The sequence below is a fragment of the Parazoarcus communis genome (assembly GCF_003111665.1).
Lineage (GTDB): Bacteria > Pseudomonadota > Gammaproteobacteria > Burkholderiales > Rhodocyclaceae > Parazoarcus > Parazoarcus communis_B.
In genome coordinates, this window is record NZ_CP022188.1 from 1,879,000 (window position 1) to 1,894,728 (window position 15,729).

At 64.2% G+C, this 15,729-nt stretch carries 15 protein-coding genes; 13 read left to right on the forward strand and 2 right to left on the reverse strand.

From position 1 onward, the window contains the following. Nucleotides 1-4: 4 nt before the first annotated feature. A complete protein-coding gene (locus CEW87_RS08535) occupies nt 5-907 on the forward strand; it encodes a fructosamine kinase family protein (protein ID WP_108977048.1) in 903 nt (300 codons plus the stop codon). A 15-nt stretch (nt 908-922) separates the two neighbouring features. On the opposite strand, the gene CEW87_RS08540 is transcribed toward CEW87_RS08535, so the two are convergent. Next, complete coding sequence (locus CEW87_RS08540) at nt 923-1,498, reverse strand: Tll0287-like domain-containing protein (protein ID WP_108972301.1); 576 nt, start codon at nt 1,496-1,498, stop codon at nt 923-925. A 228-nt stretch (nt 1,499-1,726) separates the two neighbouring features. Here CEW87_RS08540 and CEW87_RS08545 point away from each other — a divergent pair, with 228 nt between their 5' ends. The 6 genes from CEW87_RS08545 (at nt 1,727) to CEW87_RS08570 (ending at nt 6,803) form a co-directional block, all read left to right on the forward strand. Next, nucleotides 1,727-2,308 (forward strand): TetR/AcrR family transcriptional regulator, encoded by a 582-nt coding sequence (locus tag CEW87_RS08545; protein WP_108972302.1) that lies wholly within the window; start codon nt 1,727-1,729, stop codon nt 2,306-2,308. A gap of 200 nt (nt 2,309-2,508) precedes the next feature. Continuing rightward, nucleotides 2,509-3,063 (forward strand): carboxymuconolactone decarboxylase family protein, encoded by a 555-nt coding sequence (locus CEW87_RS08550; protein ID WP_108972303.1) that lies wholly within the window; start codon nt 2,509-2,511, stop codon nt 3,061-3,063. Between the two features lie 63 nt (nt 3,064-3,126). After that, nucleotides 3,127-3,780: a DsbA family oxidoreductase gene (locus tag CEW87_RS08555; protein WP_108972304.1), complete on the forward strand. Its 654-nt coding sequence runs from the start codon at nt 3,127-3,129 to the stop codon at nt 3,778-3,780. Between the two features lie 35 nt (nt 3,781-3,815). Continuing rightward, nucleotides 3,816-4,691: a glutathione-dependent disulfide-bond oxidoreductase gene (gene yghU / locus CEW87_RS08560; protein ID WP_108972305.1), complete on the forward strand. Its 876-nt coding sequence runs from the start codon at nt 3,816-3,818 to the stop codon at nt 4,689-4,691. 63 nt (nt 4,692-4,754) lie between these two features. Then, nucleotides 4,755-5,984, forward strand: a complete 1,230-nt coding sequence (locus CEW87_RS08565) for a hypothetical protein (protein ID WP_108972306.1) — start codon at nt 4,755-4,757, stop codon at nt 5,982-5,984. 6 nt (nt 5,985-5,990) lie between these two features. Continuing rightward, complete coding sequence (locus tag CEW87_RS08570) at nt 5,991-6,803, forward strand: mechanosensitive ion channel family protein (protein ID WP_108972307.1); 813 nt, start codon at nt 5,991-5,993, stop codon at nt 6,801-6,803. Between the two features lie 18 nt (nt 6,804-6,821). On the opposite strand, the gene CEW87_RS08575 is transcribed toward CEW87_RS08570, so the two are convergent. Next, nucleotides 6,822-7,865 carry an AraC family transcriptional regulator gene (locus CEW87_RS08575; RefSeq protein WP_108972308.1) on the reverse strand — a complete coding sequence of 348 codons (1,044 nt, stop codon included), beginning with the start codon at nt 7,863-7,865 and terminating at the stop codon, nt 6,822-6,824. A 159-nt stretch (nt 7,866-8,024) separates the two neighbouring features. Here CEW87_RS08575 and CEW87_RS08580 point away from each other — a divergent pair, with 159 nt between their 5' ends. The 6 genes from CEW87_RS08580 to CEW87_RS08605 all read left to right on the forward strand — a co-directional run bounded on the left by CEW87_RS08580 (nt 8,025) and on the right by CEW87_RS08605 (nt 15,678). Continuing rightward, nucleotides 8,025-9,206 (forward strand): isovaleryl-CoA dehydrogenase, encoded by a 1,182-nt coding sequence (locus tag CEW87_RS08580; RefSeq protein WP_108972309.1) that lies wholly within the window; start codon nt 8,025-8,027, stop codon nt 9,204-9,206. Nucleotides 9,207-9,403: 197 nt separating this feature from the next. Continuing rightward, complete coding sequence (locus CEW87_RS08585) at nt 9,404-10,573, forward strand: WD40/YVTN/BNR-like repeat-containing protein (RefSeq protein WP_108972310.1); 1,170 nt, start codon at nt 9,404-9,406, stop codon at nt 10,571-10,573. Further along, the gene (locus CEW87_RS08590) at nt 10,570-10,827 is read left to right on the forward strand and encodes a MoaD/ThiS family protein (protein ID WP_108972311.1); all 258 of its coding nucleotides are present in this window, start codon (nt 10,570-10,572) and stop codon (nt 10,825-10,827) included. Before CEW87_RS08585 ends, CEW87_RS08590 begins: the two co-directional genes overlap by 4 nt. Nucleotides 10,828-11,214: 387 nt before the next feature. Beyond that, on the forward strand, nt 11,215-12,822 hold the full coding sequence (locus CEW87_RS08595) for a carboxyl transferase domain-containing protein (protein WP_108972312.1): 1,608 nt from the start codon (nt 11,215-11,217) through the stop codon (nt 12,820-12,822). A gap of 48 nt (nt 12,823-12,870) precedes the next feature. After that, nucleotides 12,871-13,659 (forward strand): enoyl-CoA hydratase/isomerase family protein, encoded by a 789-nt coding sequence (locus tag CEW87_RS08600; RefSeq protein WP_108972313.1) that lies wholly within the window; start codon nt 12,871-12,873, stop codon nt 13,657-13,659. 12 nt (nt 13,660-13,671) lie between these two features. After that, nucleotides 13,672-15,678 (forward strand): acetyl/propionyl/methylcrotonyl-CoA carboxylase subunit alpha, encoded by a 2,007-nt coding sequence (locus CEW87_RS08605; protein ID WP_108972314.1) that lies wholly within the window; start codon nt 13,672-13,674, stop codon nt 15,676-15,678. Nucleotides 15,679-15,729 lie beyond the last annotated feature (51 nt).

The following is a 15,729-nucleotide window of genomic DNA, read 5'->3' on the forward strand; positions in this document are numbered from 1 at the left end:
CCCGGTGTCAAACGTGCAGAAACTGAACGCCGAAACGGCGCAGGCCCTCAAGGTCCTGAGCGGGCTGGATTTTTCTGGCGCGGAGACGCGGGCGCTGGGCGGCGGCTGCATCAATCGTGTGCTCGAGGTGCGCGCGCATGACCGGCACTACTGTCTCAAGCTGAACGAAGCGGGCGCACTGCCGATGTTCGATGCAGAGGTCGATGGCCTGGCGGCGCTGGCCGGTAATGCTGCCTTTCGGGTGCCGCAGGTCCTGGCGTGCGGTGCGACGGCGGATGAGGCTTTCCTGCTGCTCGAATACATCGAATTGCATCCGCTCTCGAACGCGGAGGACGGGCGCCGCTTTGCCGAGGCGCTGGTGAAGCTGCATCTCGATATCGGTGAGGACTTCGGCTGGTCGCACGACAATTTCATCGGCGCAAGTCCTCAGGCGAACACTCCGCACCACACCTGGGCACAATTCTTCGTCAGATGCCGGCTGGCGCCGCAAGTGGAGCGGGCGCGTTTGGCGGGGCACGGTGCGGCTCTCGGGCCGGCGCTTGAACAGTTGCTGGAGCGTGTGCCTGCCATCTTCCTGGACTATTGCCCGCGCCCAAGCCTGCTCCATGGCGACCTGTGGAATGGCAATGCCGCCATGGATGCGGCCGGCCGGCCGGTGATCTTCGACCCCGCCGTCTATCGCGGCGACCGCGACGCGGACCTGGCGATGAGCGAACTGTTTGGCGGCTTTCCCACCGCCTTCTACGCCACCTACCGCGCAGCCTTGCCGCCGGCTGAAGGCTACGCGCTGCGCAAAACGCTCTACAACCTCTATCACGTGCTGAACCACCTCAACCTCTTCGGTCGCGCCTACCTCGGGCAGACCGAGCGCATGGTCCGCAGTCTGGCGTCAGAACTGCTGCGCTAGTGCAGGCTGTCAGGCTCAGAGCGGGCGGCGGATGGTCATGGCGCCACGAATCTCGCCCACCGTGTAGCCGGTGGCCTTGTCGTCGGGGTACAGCGCCTGCAGCTTCGTCCTGACCGCCGGGGCGATGTCGGTGTCGCTGCCGTGGCAGGACAGGCAGAGCGCCTGCGTAGGCAAGGCCTTCATGTAGCGGTAGGACTTTACCCCACCCTCGACGACGACTTCGCCCTTCTCCAGCGTCGCCGGCGCTTCGCCGGCCGCAGCGCGGCGGTCGAAGGCCTCCAGCGCCGTGCGCTCCCAGGCGTCGGGAACCGCCTTCGGGTTGCGGTTCTTGAGACTCACACGGCGGATATTCCAGCCGGTTTTCTCCGATGCGGCCTTCGCCATCTGCGGCGCCTTGTCGCGGCAGACTCCGATTGCACCCTCGGGGCCACCCTTCGCAATCTCATCCTGCAGCACGGCGATCAGTTTTGGTGGAATGCTGCTTGCCACCCCGCGAGCCTCGTCGAGCAACGCAGACTCGTCCGCCAGGGCGTGGGATGCAGAAAGGGTCAGCACCACGGGAGCAAGGGCGCGTAGCAGTGGATGTCGCATGGAGAGCTCCTTCCGGGTTGTTTAAATAAGCGAATCATTATGCGCTCGTCGCTGCGGGTGGGCCAGTGTTGGGGCTTGATGCGGGGCGCGAGCGCACGAGGTCTGACAATCCGGAAGGCATGAGTCCGGGCGCCTCCGATGGCCAGCAATCCTTGATCAATGGTCTGAACCTTTCGGTTTAGAAATGCTAGTATCGGGCGTCGTTAAAGCAGATCAAGGTGGCACGCGATGCCCTGGGAAAAGTCGTTCGACGAAGACGAAGCCGTCGGCAAGGCGATGAAGGTGTTCTGGCAGAAGGGCTTTGAGCCCGCGTCCATGGCCGACCTCATCGCCGGGACGGGCATTACCCGCGGCAGCCTGTACAACGCCTTTGGCGGCAAGGAGCAGTTGTTCATCAGGGCGCTGCAGAAGTACGACAAGGAAAACCGCAGGGCACTGCTGGCCGAACTCGAATCCATGGATGATCCGGTGCAGGCCATCGCAGCGCTGTTCGATGGCATCGTCGCCGATACCATTGCGGACACCGAGAAGAAGGGCTGCTTTCTGATCAACACGGCTTCCGATCTTGGCGCGCAAGGCGAAGAGGTCAACCGCATCGTCCGCAACGGGCTGCGAGAAATGGAAGCCTTCTTCCGACGTAGCATCGAAGTCGCGCAGGCGCGCAAGAAAATCCCTGAAACTCTCGATCCCGCGGCGACGGCCAAAGGGCTAATGGGAATGATCGTCGCCATCCGGGTGCTTGGCCGTGGCATGTGTGACGAGTCCTCGCTCAGGACGATTGCCGATCAGGCTCAGCGCTTGTTGCGCTGACACCTTCCACCGCTCCACGCTTGCGCTGAAAAATTGTATTGACCGATCGGTTTAAACGGCTTAAATTTAAACCAATCGATCTAAACAGTCGCTATCGATACCGAAGTGCAGCCGCCGACCTTGCGGGGCGCGTTGCAACACATCCACTGTTCTCAACCGGTCACGGGCGATTGCCCGAAGAGCTGACCAAGGAGCTACACATGCCTGATTTTCAACTTCACGACGAAGCCACCGCACCTGAAGCCAGCAAGCCGCTGCTCGCCAAATCGAAGAAGGCTTTCGGCATGATTCCGGGTCTGCACGCGGTCATGGCGGAGGCGCCGGGGATGCTGGAGGCCTATCAGACGGTTCATGAACTCTTCGTGAACTCCAGCTTTGACAGCGACGAGCTGACCGTGGTGTGGCAGTCGATCAACGTGGAGCATGCCTGCCACTACTGCGTGCCCGCCCACACCGGCATCGCCAAAGGCATGAAGGTGGACGATGCGATCACCGCTGCGCTGCGCAACGAAACGCCCTTGCCCAATGCCCATCTGGAGGCGCTGCGGACCTTCACATTGAGTGTGGTGCGCAACCGTGGCAACGTGGATGAGCGCGCGGTGCAGGACTTCCTGGACGCAGGCTTCACCCGGCGCCAGATTCTTGAGGTGGTGCTCGGCGTCTCGCAGAAGGTGATGTCGAACTACACCAACCACCTGGCGAAGACGCCGGTGGATGCCATGTTTCAGCGCTTCGAGTGGCGCAAGGCGGCCTGAGCCCGCAGGCTTCTGACCAATACGATGCGCGGCGCTGGCCGCGCGAAAGTGAGAGACCCAATCATGACCACTCCGACTCAGAAGCTGCGGATCGACATCGTGTCAGATGTGGTCTGCCCCTGGTGCATCATCGGTTACCGGCAACTGGCCAATGCGCTGGAGGTGACCGGAACGGCGCACGAGATTCACTGGCATCCATTCGAACTGAACCCGTCCATGCCGCCCGAGGGCCAGAACCTGCGCGAACACGTCGCCGAGAAGTACGGATCCACCACGGAACAATCCGAGGAGAGCCGGGTCCGGATGACGGAAATTGGCGCAGGCCTTGGCTTCGAGTTTCGCTTTTCCGACGACATGCGCATGCACAACACCTTCAACGTGCACCAACTGCTGCATTGGGCCGGGCTGCAGGGGCGCATGCATGAGCTGAAACTGGGGCTTTTTGCGGCACACTTCAGGGATCGGCGGAATCTGTCTGATGACGGCGTGCTGGCGGATGTGGCGGCGGAAGTCGGGCTGGAGCGGGACGAAGCGCTGGCGGTTCTTGCCGATCAACGCTTTGCCGTCGATGTGCGCGAGGCCGAAAGTGGCTGGCTGAACCAGGGCATTCGAGGCGTGCCGGCAATGATCTTCAATCGTCGCCACCTTGTGACCGGTGCGCAAGGCGTCGACAACTACACGCGCATTCTGGCGCAGCTGGCCGGGATGCCGGATTGAGCGCGTTTTCAACGATCAACAAGGGGTTCTGAATCATGTCTGAAGCGACCACATACGTACCGCCAGCGGTCTGGACCTGGGATGCCGCGAATGGCGGGGAGTGGGCCAAGATCAATCGACCGATTGCCGGGGCTACGCACGAGGCCGCGCTGCCGCGCGGCAAGCATCCCCTGCAGCTGTATTCGATGGGCACGCCCAATGGGCAGAAGGTCACGATCCTGCTCGAGGAGTTGCTGGCGCTGGGTGAGCGCGGCGCGGAATATGATGCTCATCTGATCCGGATTGAGCAGGGCGAACAGTTTTCGACCGGATTCGTCGAGGTCAATCCAAATTCGAAGATCCCGGCTCTCTTCGATGCCGATACCGGCAGTCGTGTGTTTGAAAGCGGTGCGATTCTCCTTTATCTGGCCGAGAAGTTCGGCCATTTCCTGCCCAAGGATGTGGCTGCGCGCACAGAGGTGCTGAACTGGCTGTTCTGGCTGCAGGGTTCTGCGCCTTACCTTGGCGGCGGCTTCGGGCATTTCTACGCCTATGCGCCCGAGAAGTTCGAATACCCGATCAACCGCTTCACCATGGAGGTGAAGCGCCAGATGGATGTGCTCGACCGTGAGCTGGCCGCGCATCGCTATCTGGGCGGAGACGAATACTCCATCGCCGACATTGCCACATGGCCCTGGTACGGCAATCTGGTGCTGGGTGAAGCCTATGGCGCGGGCGAGTTTCTGCAGGTCGAAAGCTACATGAACCTGCGGCGCTGGGCCGAAGAAATCCTCGGGCGTCCCGCTGTCCAGCGCGGACGCAAGGTCAACCGGACCTGGGGCAAGCCGTCGGATCAGCTGCACGAGCGCCACGACGCATCCGATTTCGAGCTCCGGACCCAGGACAAGCTGGATCCCGAAAGCGCTGCCTGAGCAACGTTTCGGGAGCGGAGATTTACATGCGACATCCGCGGGCTTCTCCGCCAGAATAGCGTCATGAGCGAAGGCGTCTCCTCCGAAGCGGAAAAACAAGCCCCCGAGCTGTGGCAGTTCGTGCCGCTGTCTGCCTACGCGCAGCCCGAACAGGCTGCCGGCAGCGCAGCGGCCGCTGCCTGGTCATCGTTCCTGCGCCTGTTTCACAGCGCCCACCACGACGACACCGCGCCGGTGAAGAAGGAGGACGAACTGCGCTCCCTGCCCGAGATGCAGCTCGAGCACCTCGTGGGCCAGATCGACTGGCGCAAGGCGTCGAACGCGCTCGATGCGACACTGAGCGGGGAGGCTGGGGCCGCGATTTCCGGCGTGCAGGTCCTGGTTGGTCAGCCCCACTGCGGCCATGCCGAGATCGTTGCCGACTGGGCAGCCCGCCATCACGCGCAGATCATCGAACCACCGTCACGCGAAGCGCTGCTGGCGAACGATGGTCGCTGGCAGGTGGCGTGGCCTGCGGATGGCCAGCCATGGGTGCTGACCGGTCTTGAGCGCTTCTTCCTGCGAACCGCAAACGGACTTGCGCTGGCGCGCAGCCTGCTCGAGGACATGGTCAGCGGACGCGCCGGGCCGGGGCTGGCGGGATGCGACAGCTGGGCATGGACTTTTCTGCAGCGGGTTTCGTCGCTTCCCTTGCCGATGGCGCTGACGCTTCAGGCTTTCGACGGCCCCCGTTTGTCACGACTGTTTGCGCAACTGGTGGACGCAGAGGGGGAGCGCCGCCTGCGGTTTCGCAACGCCCGCAGTGGCCGCGACATGCTGACCGTCCCCTGCGAGGACGACAATACCGCCAGTGATGAGGTGGCGCAGCTTGCCGCGCACTGTCGGGGAAATGTCGGCACGGCACGCCGCTATTGGCGACAGCGCTTGCGTGCGGTGCCCGATCCGGCAGCAGAGCTGGGCGATGCCAACTCGAAGGAGTTGGAGAAGAAGGGCGATCCGGAAGCCGAAGTGGTCTGGGTGTCGGCTGCACAGCCCGAGCTTGCGCTGCCGCTCGAAGCAAACGAAGACGTGGCCCTCGTCCTGCATGCGCTGCTGCTGCACAACGGGCTGAGCGATGCCGTGCTGCCCGCCGTGCTGCCCTTGCCGCGCCACCACTGCATTGCCATCGTCCTGCGCCTGCAGCGACTGACCCTGGTCGAACAGTGTGAGGGCCGCTGGCGGGTGAGCGCGCTGGGCTACGAACTCGTGCGTGGCTGGCTGCGCGGACGGGGTTTTCTGATTGACGACTTCTGACCCTCCATGACTGACGAAAGCTCGATCGCACAGATTTTCCGACCGCCCGACTGGACGATGGCGCTCGAGGTTGGCGCCGTGCTCCTGATCGCAGCACTGCTGATTGCCGGCTCGCAGCGCGCGCTGCCATGGCTCGGCAACCGCCTGCACGGCAGGCGGCGATTGTTCGTGCTGGCCCTGGTGCCGGTGTTGCGCCTGCTGATCATCGTCGCGGCCTTCATCATGATTGTCCCCATGGTGATCAGTCCGTCGGTGCAGAACATGGTCGCGCTGCTCGGTACCGTTGGTCTGGCGATTGGTTTTGCGCTGAAGGATCTCGTCAGCAGCCTGATTGCCGGCGTCGTCGCGGTGGGGGAAATGCCCTACCGCAACGGCGACTGGATCAAGGTCGATGGCATATACGGCGAAGTGCGGCACGTCGGCATGCGAACGGTTCAGGTGGTGACGCCGAGCGACGACGTGGTCTCGATTCCGCATTCGCGGCTGTGGAATACGCCCATCTTCAATTCCAATGACGGCGCCCCGCGACTGCAGTGCATTGCCGATTTCTATCTCAATCCCGAGCACGATGCCGCTGCCGTGCAGCAGGCCTTGTCCGATGTCGCGCTCTCCAGCGCCTTTCTGCATTTCGGTCAGCCCATCGCCGTGGTTGTGCGCGAGAAGCCGTGGGGAACCTGGTATCGCCTCAAGGCCTATCCGGTCGATGCGCGGCAGCAGTTCCGTTTCGTGACCGATCTCACCGTGCGCGGCAAAGCGACCCTGCTCGGGCTCGGGGTGTCGTTTGCGACGGCGCCGACGACGGAGATCGACGCAGGCTGAAGCGGCGTCGGCCGGGCCTCAGACCCCGCTGGCACCTTCCCTGAACTGCCCCGGCGGAACGCCCGTCCACTCGCGAAACGCGCGCGAGAAGCTCTTCTCGCTGTCGAAGCCCACGGCCGCCGCCACCTGCTTCACCGGCTTGCGTGTCTGCAGCAGCAGCTTGATCGCACGTTCGCGGCGGGCTTCGTTCTTCAGGCGTTGCAGCGAGATGCCTTCCTCCTTCAGTTGCCGGTGCAGGGTCCGGACCGACAGGTTGAGCTGTGCGGCGACGTCTTCCGCCGTGTGCGCGAAGCCCGGGCTCGTGTTGAGAATCTGGCTGACGCTATGCACCAGCAGGCGGTCACGCCGGTATTGCAGCACCGTGAGTGGCAGCGCGCGTTGCAGCATGGTCTGCAGGGCGCGCTCGTCGCGACGCAGCGGCAGCGACAGGTAGCGGGCGTCGAAGGCGAAGCTCGCGGCGTCGGCGTCGAAGCGCAGGGGGCCGGGGAACAGGTAAGGGTAGGCGTCGGCGTGGGGCGGCGCGGCGAAGGGCAGGCTGGTTTCGCTCAGCGCGATGCGCGAGTCGATCAGCCAGCTGACGTAACCGAGCAGGTAGCGCAGGATGCTGACGAGGCAGAACTCGCGCATGTCGCCGAAATCACGCGCCTCGGCGATGCGGATGGTGGCCATGTTGCGCTGCTGGCTGAATTCGAGGGTGAGGTCGTCGGTCAGCAGGCGGTGGTGGCGGCACCAGCGCTTGAGCGCCACCTCGAGCGTCGGCGAGGTCAGCGAGGCGCGACACAGCATGCCGTAGCTGCCCCAGGGCAGGCGGCGCGAAAACCAGCCCAGGGCTTCGTCGTCGAGCTCCTGCATGGCGATGCCCGACATCACTTCCATCTGTGCTGCCGTCACGCGCGCCTGCGGGTCGTCGAGGGCCTGTGGCGGAATCTGTGCCTGCTGCAAGGCCCTGGCCGGATCCATGCCTCTCGCGCGATATCCGAGCACGATCGCACGAATGAAAGCAATTGGCGTTGCTGCGCGGCCGAGCGTCAGCTCGGCAGAGGATGGCGTGATGATCTTCATGGCTCAAAATCGTAATCTTATTGGCAGGATTTGCAACCTTGATGGCAGTTGTCGCGCAGCGCTTCGGTCTACCCTTATTTCATCACCGGGCAGAGGCGCCGATCATCGTCGGGCGCGAGCTGCCATCAGACTGCGAATAAACGGAGAAGGAGACAAACCATGCATATTCCGAGCCTCGACTTCAACCTCGGCGAAACCATCGAAGCCCTGCGCGACACCTTGCGCGATTTCTGTGCGGCCGAGATTGCGCCGCGTGCGGCCGAGATCGACCGTGCGAACGAGTTCCCCGCCGATCTGTGGAAGAAGCTGGGCGATCTCGGCGTGCATGGCATGACGGTCAGCGAGGAGTACGGCGGCACCGACATGGGCTACCTGGCCCACATCATCGCCATGGAAGAGATCTCCCGCGCGTCGGCTTCGGTCGGCCTGTCCTACGGCGCGCACTCCAACCTGTGCATCAACCAGATCCGCCGCAACGGCACCGAGGCGCAGCGGCAGAAGTACCTGCCCAAGCTGATCTCGGGCGATCACGTCGGCGCACTGGCGATGTCCGAGCCCAATGCCGGCTCCGACGTGGTGAGCATGAAGCTGCGTGCCGATCGCAAGGGCGATCATTTCGTGCTCAATGGCAGCAAGATGTGGATCACCAACGGCGGCGATGCCGACACCCTGGTGGTGTATGCCAAGACCGATATCAACGCCGGCCCGAAAGGCATTACCGCCTTCATCATCGAGAAGGGCATGAAGGGCTTTTCCCACGGCACCCACCTCGACAAGCTCGGCATGCGCGGCTCCAACACCTTTCCGCTGTTCTTCGACGATGTCGAAGTTCCGCTCGAGAACGTGCTCGGCGGTGAGGCCAACATCGGCCGCGGCGTCAATGTGCTGATGTCCGGCCTCGACTACGAGCGCGCCGTGCTGTCGGGCGGCCCGCTCGGCATCATGGCGGCGTGCATGGATGCGGTCGTGCCCTATCTGCACGAGCGCAAGCAGTTTGATACCCCGATCGGCGAATTCCAGCTCATGCAGGGCAAGGTCGCCGATCTCTACTCCACCTGGAGTGCCTGCCGCGCCTACGCCTATGCCGTGGGCCAGGCCTGCGACCGCACCGACCATGCACGCACCCTGCGCAAGGACGCCGCCGGCGTCATCCTCTACACCGCCGAGAAAGCCACGTGGATGGCGGGCGAGGCGATCCAGACCCTGGGTGGCGTGGGCTACACCAACGAATATCCCGTTGGCCGCCTGTGGCGCGACGCCAAGCTGTACGAGATCGGTGCTGGCACCAGCGAGATCCGCCGCATGCTGATCGGTCGCGAACTGTTCAGCGAAACACGCTGAGGCGTGCCCGATTGCAACGGGGGGCGGACGGTGGAGGGGTGACGCTTCCAGCGTCTGGTCCTTCAGCAATCCGCTCCCGGCCATTGCCGTGCCGGCCTCCTGCTTCCTCATGGTGTCGACTATTCTGAATCAAGTCGTCCGCCATGCTTGCCCCCGTGTCAGATCCTCGCGGGGGGCTCGCCGAATAGGAGTGCATCATGTCAGCCCAGTCTGCTCAGTCTGAAGATTTGCCTCTGGTCATTCTTGTTGCGACGCGCAAGGGTGCATGGCTCCTTCATGGGGACGCCGGGCGCAGCAGATGGCGTGTGGACGGACCGCATTTCCTCGGTCACATCGTCAGTCACCTGGTGCTCGATCCGCGAGATGGGCGAACGCTGCTTGCCGCCACTGCGACGGGCCATCTGGGGCCGACCCTCTTCCGCTCCACCGATCTTGGCGCAAACTGGACCGAGGCGACGCGCCCGCCGGCCTTCGCCAGCAGCCCGGATGGCAAGGGCCGTGCCGTTGGGCACACCTTCTGGCTCAGTCCTGCCCACCCGTCCGAACCCGCGTGCTGGTATGCCGGTACCTCGCCGCAAGGGCTGTTCCGCTCCGAGGATGGAGGCGATACTTGGGCGCCGTTTTCGATCGTCAACGACAACCCTGACTATCTGCGGTGGATGGGCACTGTGCAGGACGGCACCCCTGACGGTCCGAAGTTGCACTCGATCATTGTCGACCCGCGCGATCCACGCCATCTTTACTTTGCCATGTCAGGCGGCGGCGTACATGAATCGTGCGATGGTGGCAGCAGCTTCACTCCGCTGCTCGGGGGGTTGGAGGTGGTCGAAGGCTTCGATGTCGCTGATCCCACCTTTCATGATCCGCACTGTGTGCGCCTCTCTCCTGCGAATCCGGACCGCCTGTACCAGCAGAACCACTGCGGCATCTACCGCCTGGATCGTCCGGGTGACACCTGGGTGCGTATTGGCCGCGCCATGCCGCCAGAAGTCGGCGATATCGGCTTTCCAATGGTGGTGCATCCTCGTGACCCGGACTGTGCATGGGTGTTTCCAATGGATGGCGGTACGGTGTGGCCCCGCACCAGTCCGAACGGACAGCCCGCCGTCTACGGCACCCGCGATGGTGGTGACAGCTGGCAGCGCCTTGATGACGGCTTGCCCGGCGAACAGGCGTGGTGGACGGTGAAGCGTCAGGCCATGACGGCAGATGGGTGCGATCCGGTCGGGTTGTATTTCGGCACGACCAGCGGCGAGTTGTGGATGAGTGCCGACGAAGGTCATGCGTGGCGCTGCATCGCCCGTCATCTGCCCGAGATCTACGCGCTCGAGGTGGCCACCCCCGGCGTTGGGGGCGCCGGGCGATGAATGTACTCATTCCCACGCCGCTGCGAGACTACACCGGGGAGCGTCAGGTTGTGGCGCACGGGGCGACCTTGCGCGACGTGGTGGCCGAGCTTGACCTCCGTTTTCCCGGTATCCGCTTTCGGATGATTGACGAGCAGGGCAGGATGCGCGCTCACATGCGCTTCTTCGTCAATGGCCGCGCGGTGCACGACCTCGGCGTGGCGCTCGCGGACACCGACGAGCTCGCAATCGTGCAGGCACTGAGCGGCGGCTGAGTCCTGTTCGGGGCGCGTACTGGTGCCGCGTGTCGGGGAGTGTCGCCAGAAGCGGGAAAATTTCGCCCTGTGCTGCACAATCCATTCCCATGACACAGTCTGGGCCGGCTCGGGCGAACTGGCGTATTCCTGCATGCAGCCTGGCTTTGGGCGCACTGGCGGGAGCTCGGTGGTCGGCAGTCATGCCCGCAGAACCTGTTTCAGGATGGCACGAAATGCGACCATGTTGGCACTCGTGGCTCAGCTTCAGGCTTTAGGCTTTCGCAATGAGCCCGCTGGCGGGACCGAAGGGTGAGAGCATGACGTGTGCGACAAACTCAAAGTCACGGCGCCGACAGCATTTTCTGCATACGTGCTGCGCTGGACAATAAACGAGGACGAGGAGACATGAGCATCATCAAATCTGCAATCAACACCCGCAGCGAAGAGTTTCAGGCTAACGCCAAGTCGCTGCGCGGCATGGTGGACGACTTGCGCGCGAAAGCGGCCGAGGTCAGCCTCGGCGGCGGCGAGTCAGCGCGCGCCAAGCACACCGCGCGTGGCAAGTTGCTGCCGCGCGACCGGGTCGGGCATCTGCTCGATCCCGGCACGCCTTTCCTCGAAGTCGGCCAGATGGCGGCCTTCGGCATGTACGACAATGATGCGCCTTCGGCCGGTGTCATTACCGGCATTGGCCGCGTGCAGGGTGTGGAATGCATGATCGTGGCCAACGACGCCACGGTGAAGGGCGGCACCTACTACCCGATGACGGTCAAGAAGCACCTGCGGGCGCAGGAGATCGCCGAGCAGAACAATCTGCCCTGCGTCTATCTGGTCGATTCCGGCGGCGCCTTCCTGCCCAAGCAGGATGAGGTGTTTCCCGATCGTGACCACTTCGGCCGCATCTTCTACAACCAGGCCAACATGTCGGCCAAGGGCATTCCGCAGATCGCGGTGGTGATGGGCTCATGTACTGCCGGTGGCGCCTATGTGCCGGCGATGTCGGACGAGACCATCATCGTCAAGAACCAGGGCACCATCTTCCTCGGCGGCCCGCCGCTGGTGAAGGCAGCCACCGGTGAAGTGGTGACGGCGGAAGACCTCGGCGGCGGCGATGTGCACACCCGTCTGTCGGGCGTGGCCGACCACCTCGCCGAGAACGACGCCCATGCGCTCTATCTGGCGCGCCGCATCGTCTCCAACCTGAACCGGGTCAAGCCGATGGGCATGGCGCTCGGCGGTGGCGAAGAGCCCGCCTACGACCCGTCGGAGATCTACGGCATCATCCCCAGCGACACGCGCAAGCCTTTCGATGTGCGCGAGATCATCGCCCGCGTGGTCGACGGTTCGCGTTTCGACGAGTTCAAGGCGCGCTATGGCACCACGCTGGTGTGCGGCTTCGCCCAGCTCTACGGCTACCCGGTGGGCATCGTTGCCAACAACGGCATCCTGTTCGGCGAATCGGCGCAGAAGGGCGCGCACTTCATCGAGTTGTGCGGCCAGCGCGGCATTCCGCTGCTTTTCCTGCAGAACATCACCGGCTTCATGGTCGGGCGCAAGTACGAGAACGGCGGTATCGCCAAGGACGGCGCCAAGATGGTGACTGCGGTCGCCACCGTGCAGGTACCCAAGATCACCACGCTGATCGGCGGCTCCTTCGGTGCCGGCAACTACGGCATGTGCGGCCGTGCCTATTCGCCCCGTTTCCTGTGGATGTGGCCCAACAGCCGCATTTCGGTGATGGGCGGCGAACAGGCGGCCAGCGTGCTCGCCACCGTGCGTCGCGACGGTATCGAAGGCAAGGGCGGGGCTTGGAGCAAGGAAGAGGAAGAGGCTTTCAAGTCGCCGATCCGCGATCAGTACGAAGCCCAGGGCCATCCCTACTTCGCCACCGCGCGCATGTGGGACGACGGCGTGATCGATCCGGCCCAGACCCGGCGCACGCTTGGCCTGTCGCTGTCCGCCGCGCTCAACGCGCCGATCATGCCGACCAAGTTCGGCGTGTTCCGGATGTAATCCGGCAGCGGATCCTGATTGCAGCGCCCCCCGAGGCGAGGAGACACGATGTACGAAACACTTGAAATCGAATTGAACAATGGCGTGGCGACGGTGTGGATGAACCGCCCCGATGTGCACAACGCCTTCAACGCGCAATTGATCGCCGACATCACCGCCGCCTGCCGTCAGCTCGACGCCGACGACAGCGTGCGCGTGGTGGTGCTGGGCGGCCGCGGCAAGAGCTTTTCCGCCGGTGCCGACCTCAACTGGATGAAGGCTGCGGCCAACGCCAGCGTGGAGGAGAACCTCGCCGACGGACGTCGTCTGGCCGGCATGCTGCGTACGCTGGCGGAAATGAACAAGCCGACCATCGCCCGCGTGCATGGCGCCGCGCTGGGTGGCGGCATGGGGCTGGCGTCGGCCTGCGACATCTGCGTGGCAGCTGAAAAGGCGGTGTTCGCCACCTCCGAGGTCAAGTTCGGGATCATCCCGTCGGCGATTAGCCCCTATGTGCTCCGCGCCATCGGCGAACGCCAGGCTTACCGCTACTTTCAGACCGCCGAGCGCATCAGCGCGGAGCGCGCTGGTGAGCTCGGTCTGGCCCACGAAGTGGTTGCCAGCGAAGCGCTCGACGCCCGGGTGGGCGAGATCGTCGCCGCGCTGCTGCAAGGCGGCCCCAGGGCGCAGGCAGCGGCAAAGGACCTGATCCGTGCAGTGGCCAACCGGCCCGTCAGCGACGAGGTGGTGGAAGACACCGCCCGTCGCATCTCCAGTCTGCGTGCCACGCCCGAGGCAAAGGAAGGGCTGGATGCCTTCCTTTCCAAGCGTCTGGCGAGCTGGGTACCGAAGGCATAAGGGAGCGAGACCATGTTTGAAAAGATTCTGATCGCAAACCGCGGAGAGATTGCTTGCCGCGTGATCAAGACCGCACGTCGCATGGGCATCAGGACGGTGGCCGTGTATTCCGAGGCCGACGCCAACGCCCGCCATGTACGCATGGCTGACGAGGCGGTGCTGATTGGCCCGCCGGCCGTCAAGGAAAGCTATCTGGTGATCGACAAGATCATCGCCGCCGCGAAGCAGACCGGCGCCCAGGCCATCCACCCCGGCTACGGTTTCCTGTCCGAGAACGAGGCCTTCTGCCACGCCTGTGACGAGGCCGGCATCGTCTTCATCGGACCGCCGGTCGAGGCGATTCACGCCATGGGCTCGAAGTCCGAAGCCAAGAAGATCATGGGCGCAGCCGGCGTGCCGCTGACCCCGGGCTACCACGGCGACGAGCAGGACCCGGCCCACCTGCACCAGCAGGCCAACGACATCGGCTATCCGGTTCTGATCAAGGCGGCGGCCGGCGGCGGCGGCAAGGGCATGCGCCTCGTCGAGCGCTCGGAAGACTTCATCGATCTGCTGGCCTCGTGCAAGCGTGAAGCCATCTCCAGCTTCGGTGACGACCATGTGCTGGTCGAGAAATACATCACCCGTCCGCGCCATATCGAAATCCAGGTGTTTGGCGACAGCCACGGCAACTGCGTGTACCTGTTCGAGCGCGACTGCTCGGTGCAGCGTCGTCACCAGAAAGTGCTCGAGGAAGCGCCGGCGCCGGGCATGACGGCCGAGCGTCGGGCTGCGATGGGCAAGGCGGCAGTGGATGCTGCCAAGGCGGTGGGCTATGTCGGTGCCGGTACGGTGGAGTTCATTGCCAATCAGGACGGCAGCTTCTACTTCATGGAAATGAACACCCGGCTGCAGGTCGAGCATCCGGTGACCGAGATGATCACCGGCCTCGATCTGGTTGAGTGGCAGCTGCGCGTGGCCTCTGGCGAGAAACTGCCGCTGGCGCAGGAGCAGTTGCAGATCCGCGGTCATGCGCTCGAAGCGCGCATCTACGCCGAAGACCCGGACAAGGGCTTCCTGCCGTCGACCGGCAAGCTGGTGCATCTGGCGCCGCCGGCCGAGGGCCTGCATGTGCGGGTCGATACCGGGGTGGAAGAGGGCGACGAGATCAGCCCGCACTACGATCCGATGATCGCCAAGCTCATCGTGTGGGACGTCAACCGCGATCGCGCGCTGGCACGCATGCTGCAGGCACTCGCCGACTACCGCGTGGTCGGGGTGTCGAACAACATCGAGTTCCTGTCACGCCTCACCGCCTGCCCGGCGTTCTCAACCGCCGATCTGGATACCGGTCTGATCGAACGCGAAAAGGCCTACCTCTTCCCCGAAGGCGAAGCGGTGCCGGACGAGGTATTCCAGGTCGCCGCGCTGGCCGAGTTGCTGCGCGAAACCGAGCGTGCGGCCAAGGCTGCGGTGCGCGACCCCGACCCGCGCTCGCCCTGGCATGCACGCGATGGCTGGCGCGTCAACGCCACCGCCCAGCGCGCGCTGATGTTCCGCCACGGCGAGGCCGAGCACAGCGTCAACGTGTCGTATCTGCGTGGCGCCTACCGTCTGGAGTGCAATGGTCGCAGCGTGGTTGCGCGTGGTGAGCTCAATCCGCGTGGCCTGCTGCGAGTCGAGCTCGACGGCATGCGCATGGACGCCACCGTGATCGCGGCCGCCGGCCGTCGGCACGTCTTCGTTCAGGGCCGCGCCTGGCAACTGGCGGCCGTCGATCCGCTGCATCACAGTGGCGAAGGTGGCGGCTCCGAGGGTGGTCTGCTGGCGCCGATGCCGGGCAAGGTGATCGCACTGGTCGCCGCCGAAGGCAGCAAGGTGGAGAAGGGGGCGCCGCTGCTGATTCTGGAAGCGATGAAGATGGAGCACACCATCAACGCTCCGGCCGCCGGCACGGTAAAAGCCTTCCGCTTTGCGGTGGGTGATCAGGTTGGTGACGGTGCCGAACTGGTCGAGTTCGAAGTCGCTGCGGCGGCCTGATCTGCACAACGACGGGCTCGCTGCCCGTCGTGAAGATTACCGGGTGAGAGG

Bases quoted from the DNA above. Each gene is read 5' to 3' on its own strand.
- CEW87_RS08570 (WP_108972307.1), top strand. From the start codon at position 5,991: ATGACTGACGAAAGCTCGATCGCACAGATTTTCCGACCGCCCGACTGG.
- CEW87_RS08585 (WP_108972310.1), top strand. From the start codon at position 9,404: ATGTCAGCCCAGTCTGCTCAGTCTGAAGATTTGCCTCTGGTCATTCTT.
- CEW87_RS08575 (WP_108972308.1), bottom strand. From the start codon at position 7,865: ATGAAGATCATCACGCCATCCTCTGCCGAGCTGACGCTCGGCCGCGCA.
- yghU (WP_108972305.1), top strand. From the start codon at position 3,816: ATGTCTGAAGCGACCACATACGTACCGCCAGCGGTCTGGACCTGGGAT.
- CEW87_RS08545 (WP_108972302.1), top strand. From the start codon at position 1,727: ATGCCCTGGGAAAAGTCGTTCGACGAAGACGAAGCCGTCGGCAAGGCG.
- CEW87_RS08555 (WP_108972304.1), top strand. From the start codon at position 3,127: ATGACCACTCCGACTCAGAAGCTGCGGATCGACATCGTGTCAGATGTG.
- CEW87_RS08565 (WP_108972306.1), top strand. From the start codon at position 4,755: ATGAGCGAAGGCGTCTCCTCCGAAGCGGAAAAACAAGCCCCCGAGCTG.
- CEW87_RS08605 (WP_108972314.1), top strand. From the start codon at position 13,672: ATGTTTGAAAAGATTCTGATCGCAAACCGCGGAGAGATTGCTTGCCGC.
- CEW87_RS08580 (WP_108972309.1), top strand. From the start codon at position 8,025: ATGCATATTCCGAGCCTCGACTTCAACCTCGGCGAAACCATCGAAGCC.
- CEW87_RS08595 (WP_108972312.1), top strand. From the start codon at position 11,215: ATGAGCATCATCAAATCTGCAATCAACACCCGCAGCGAAGAGTTTCAG.
- CEW87_RS08600 (WP_108972313.1), top strand. From the start codon at position 12,871: ATGTACGAAACACTTGAAATCGAATTGAACAATGGCGTGGCGACGGTG.
- CEW87_RS08550 (WP_108972303.1), top strand. From the start codon at position 2,509: ATGCCTGATTTTCAACTTCACGACGAAGCCACCGCACCTGAAGCCAGC.
- CEW87_RS08590 (WP_108972311.1), top strand. From the start codon at position 10,570: ATGAATGTACTCATTCCCACGCCGCTGCGAGACTACACCGGGGAGCGT.
- CEW87_RS08540 (WP_108972301.1), bottom strand. From the start codon at position 1,498: ATGCGACATCCACTGCTACGCGCCCTTGCTCCCGTGGTGCTGACCCTT.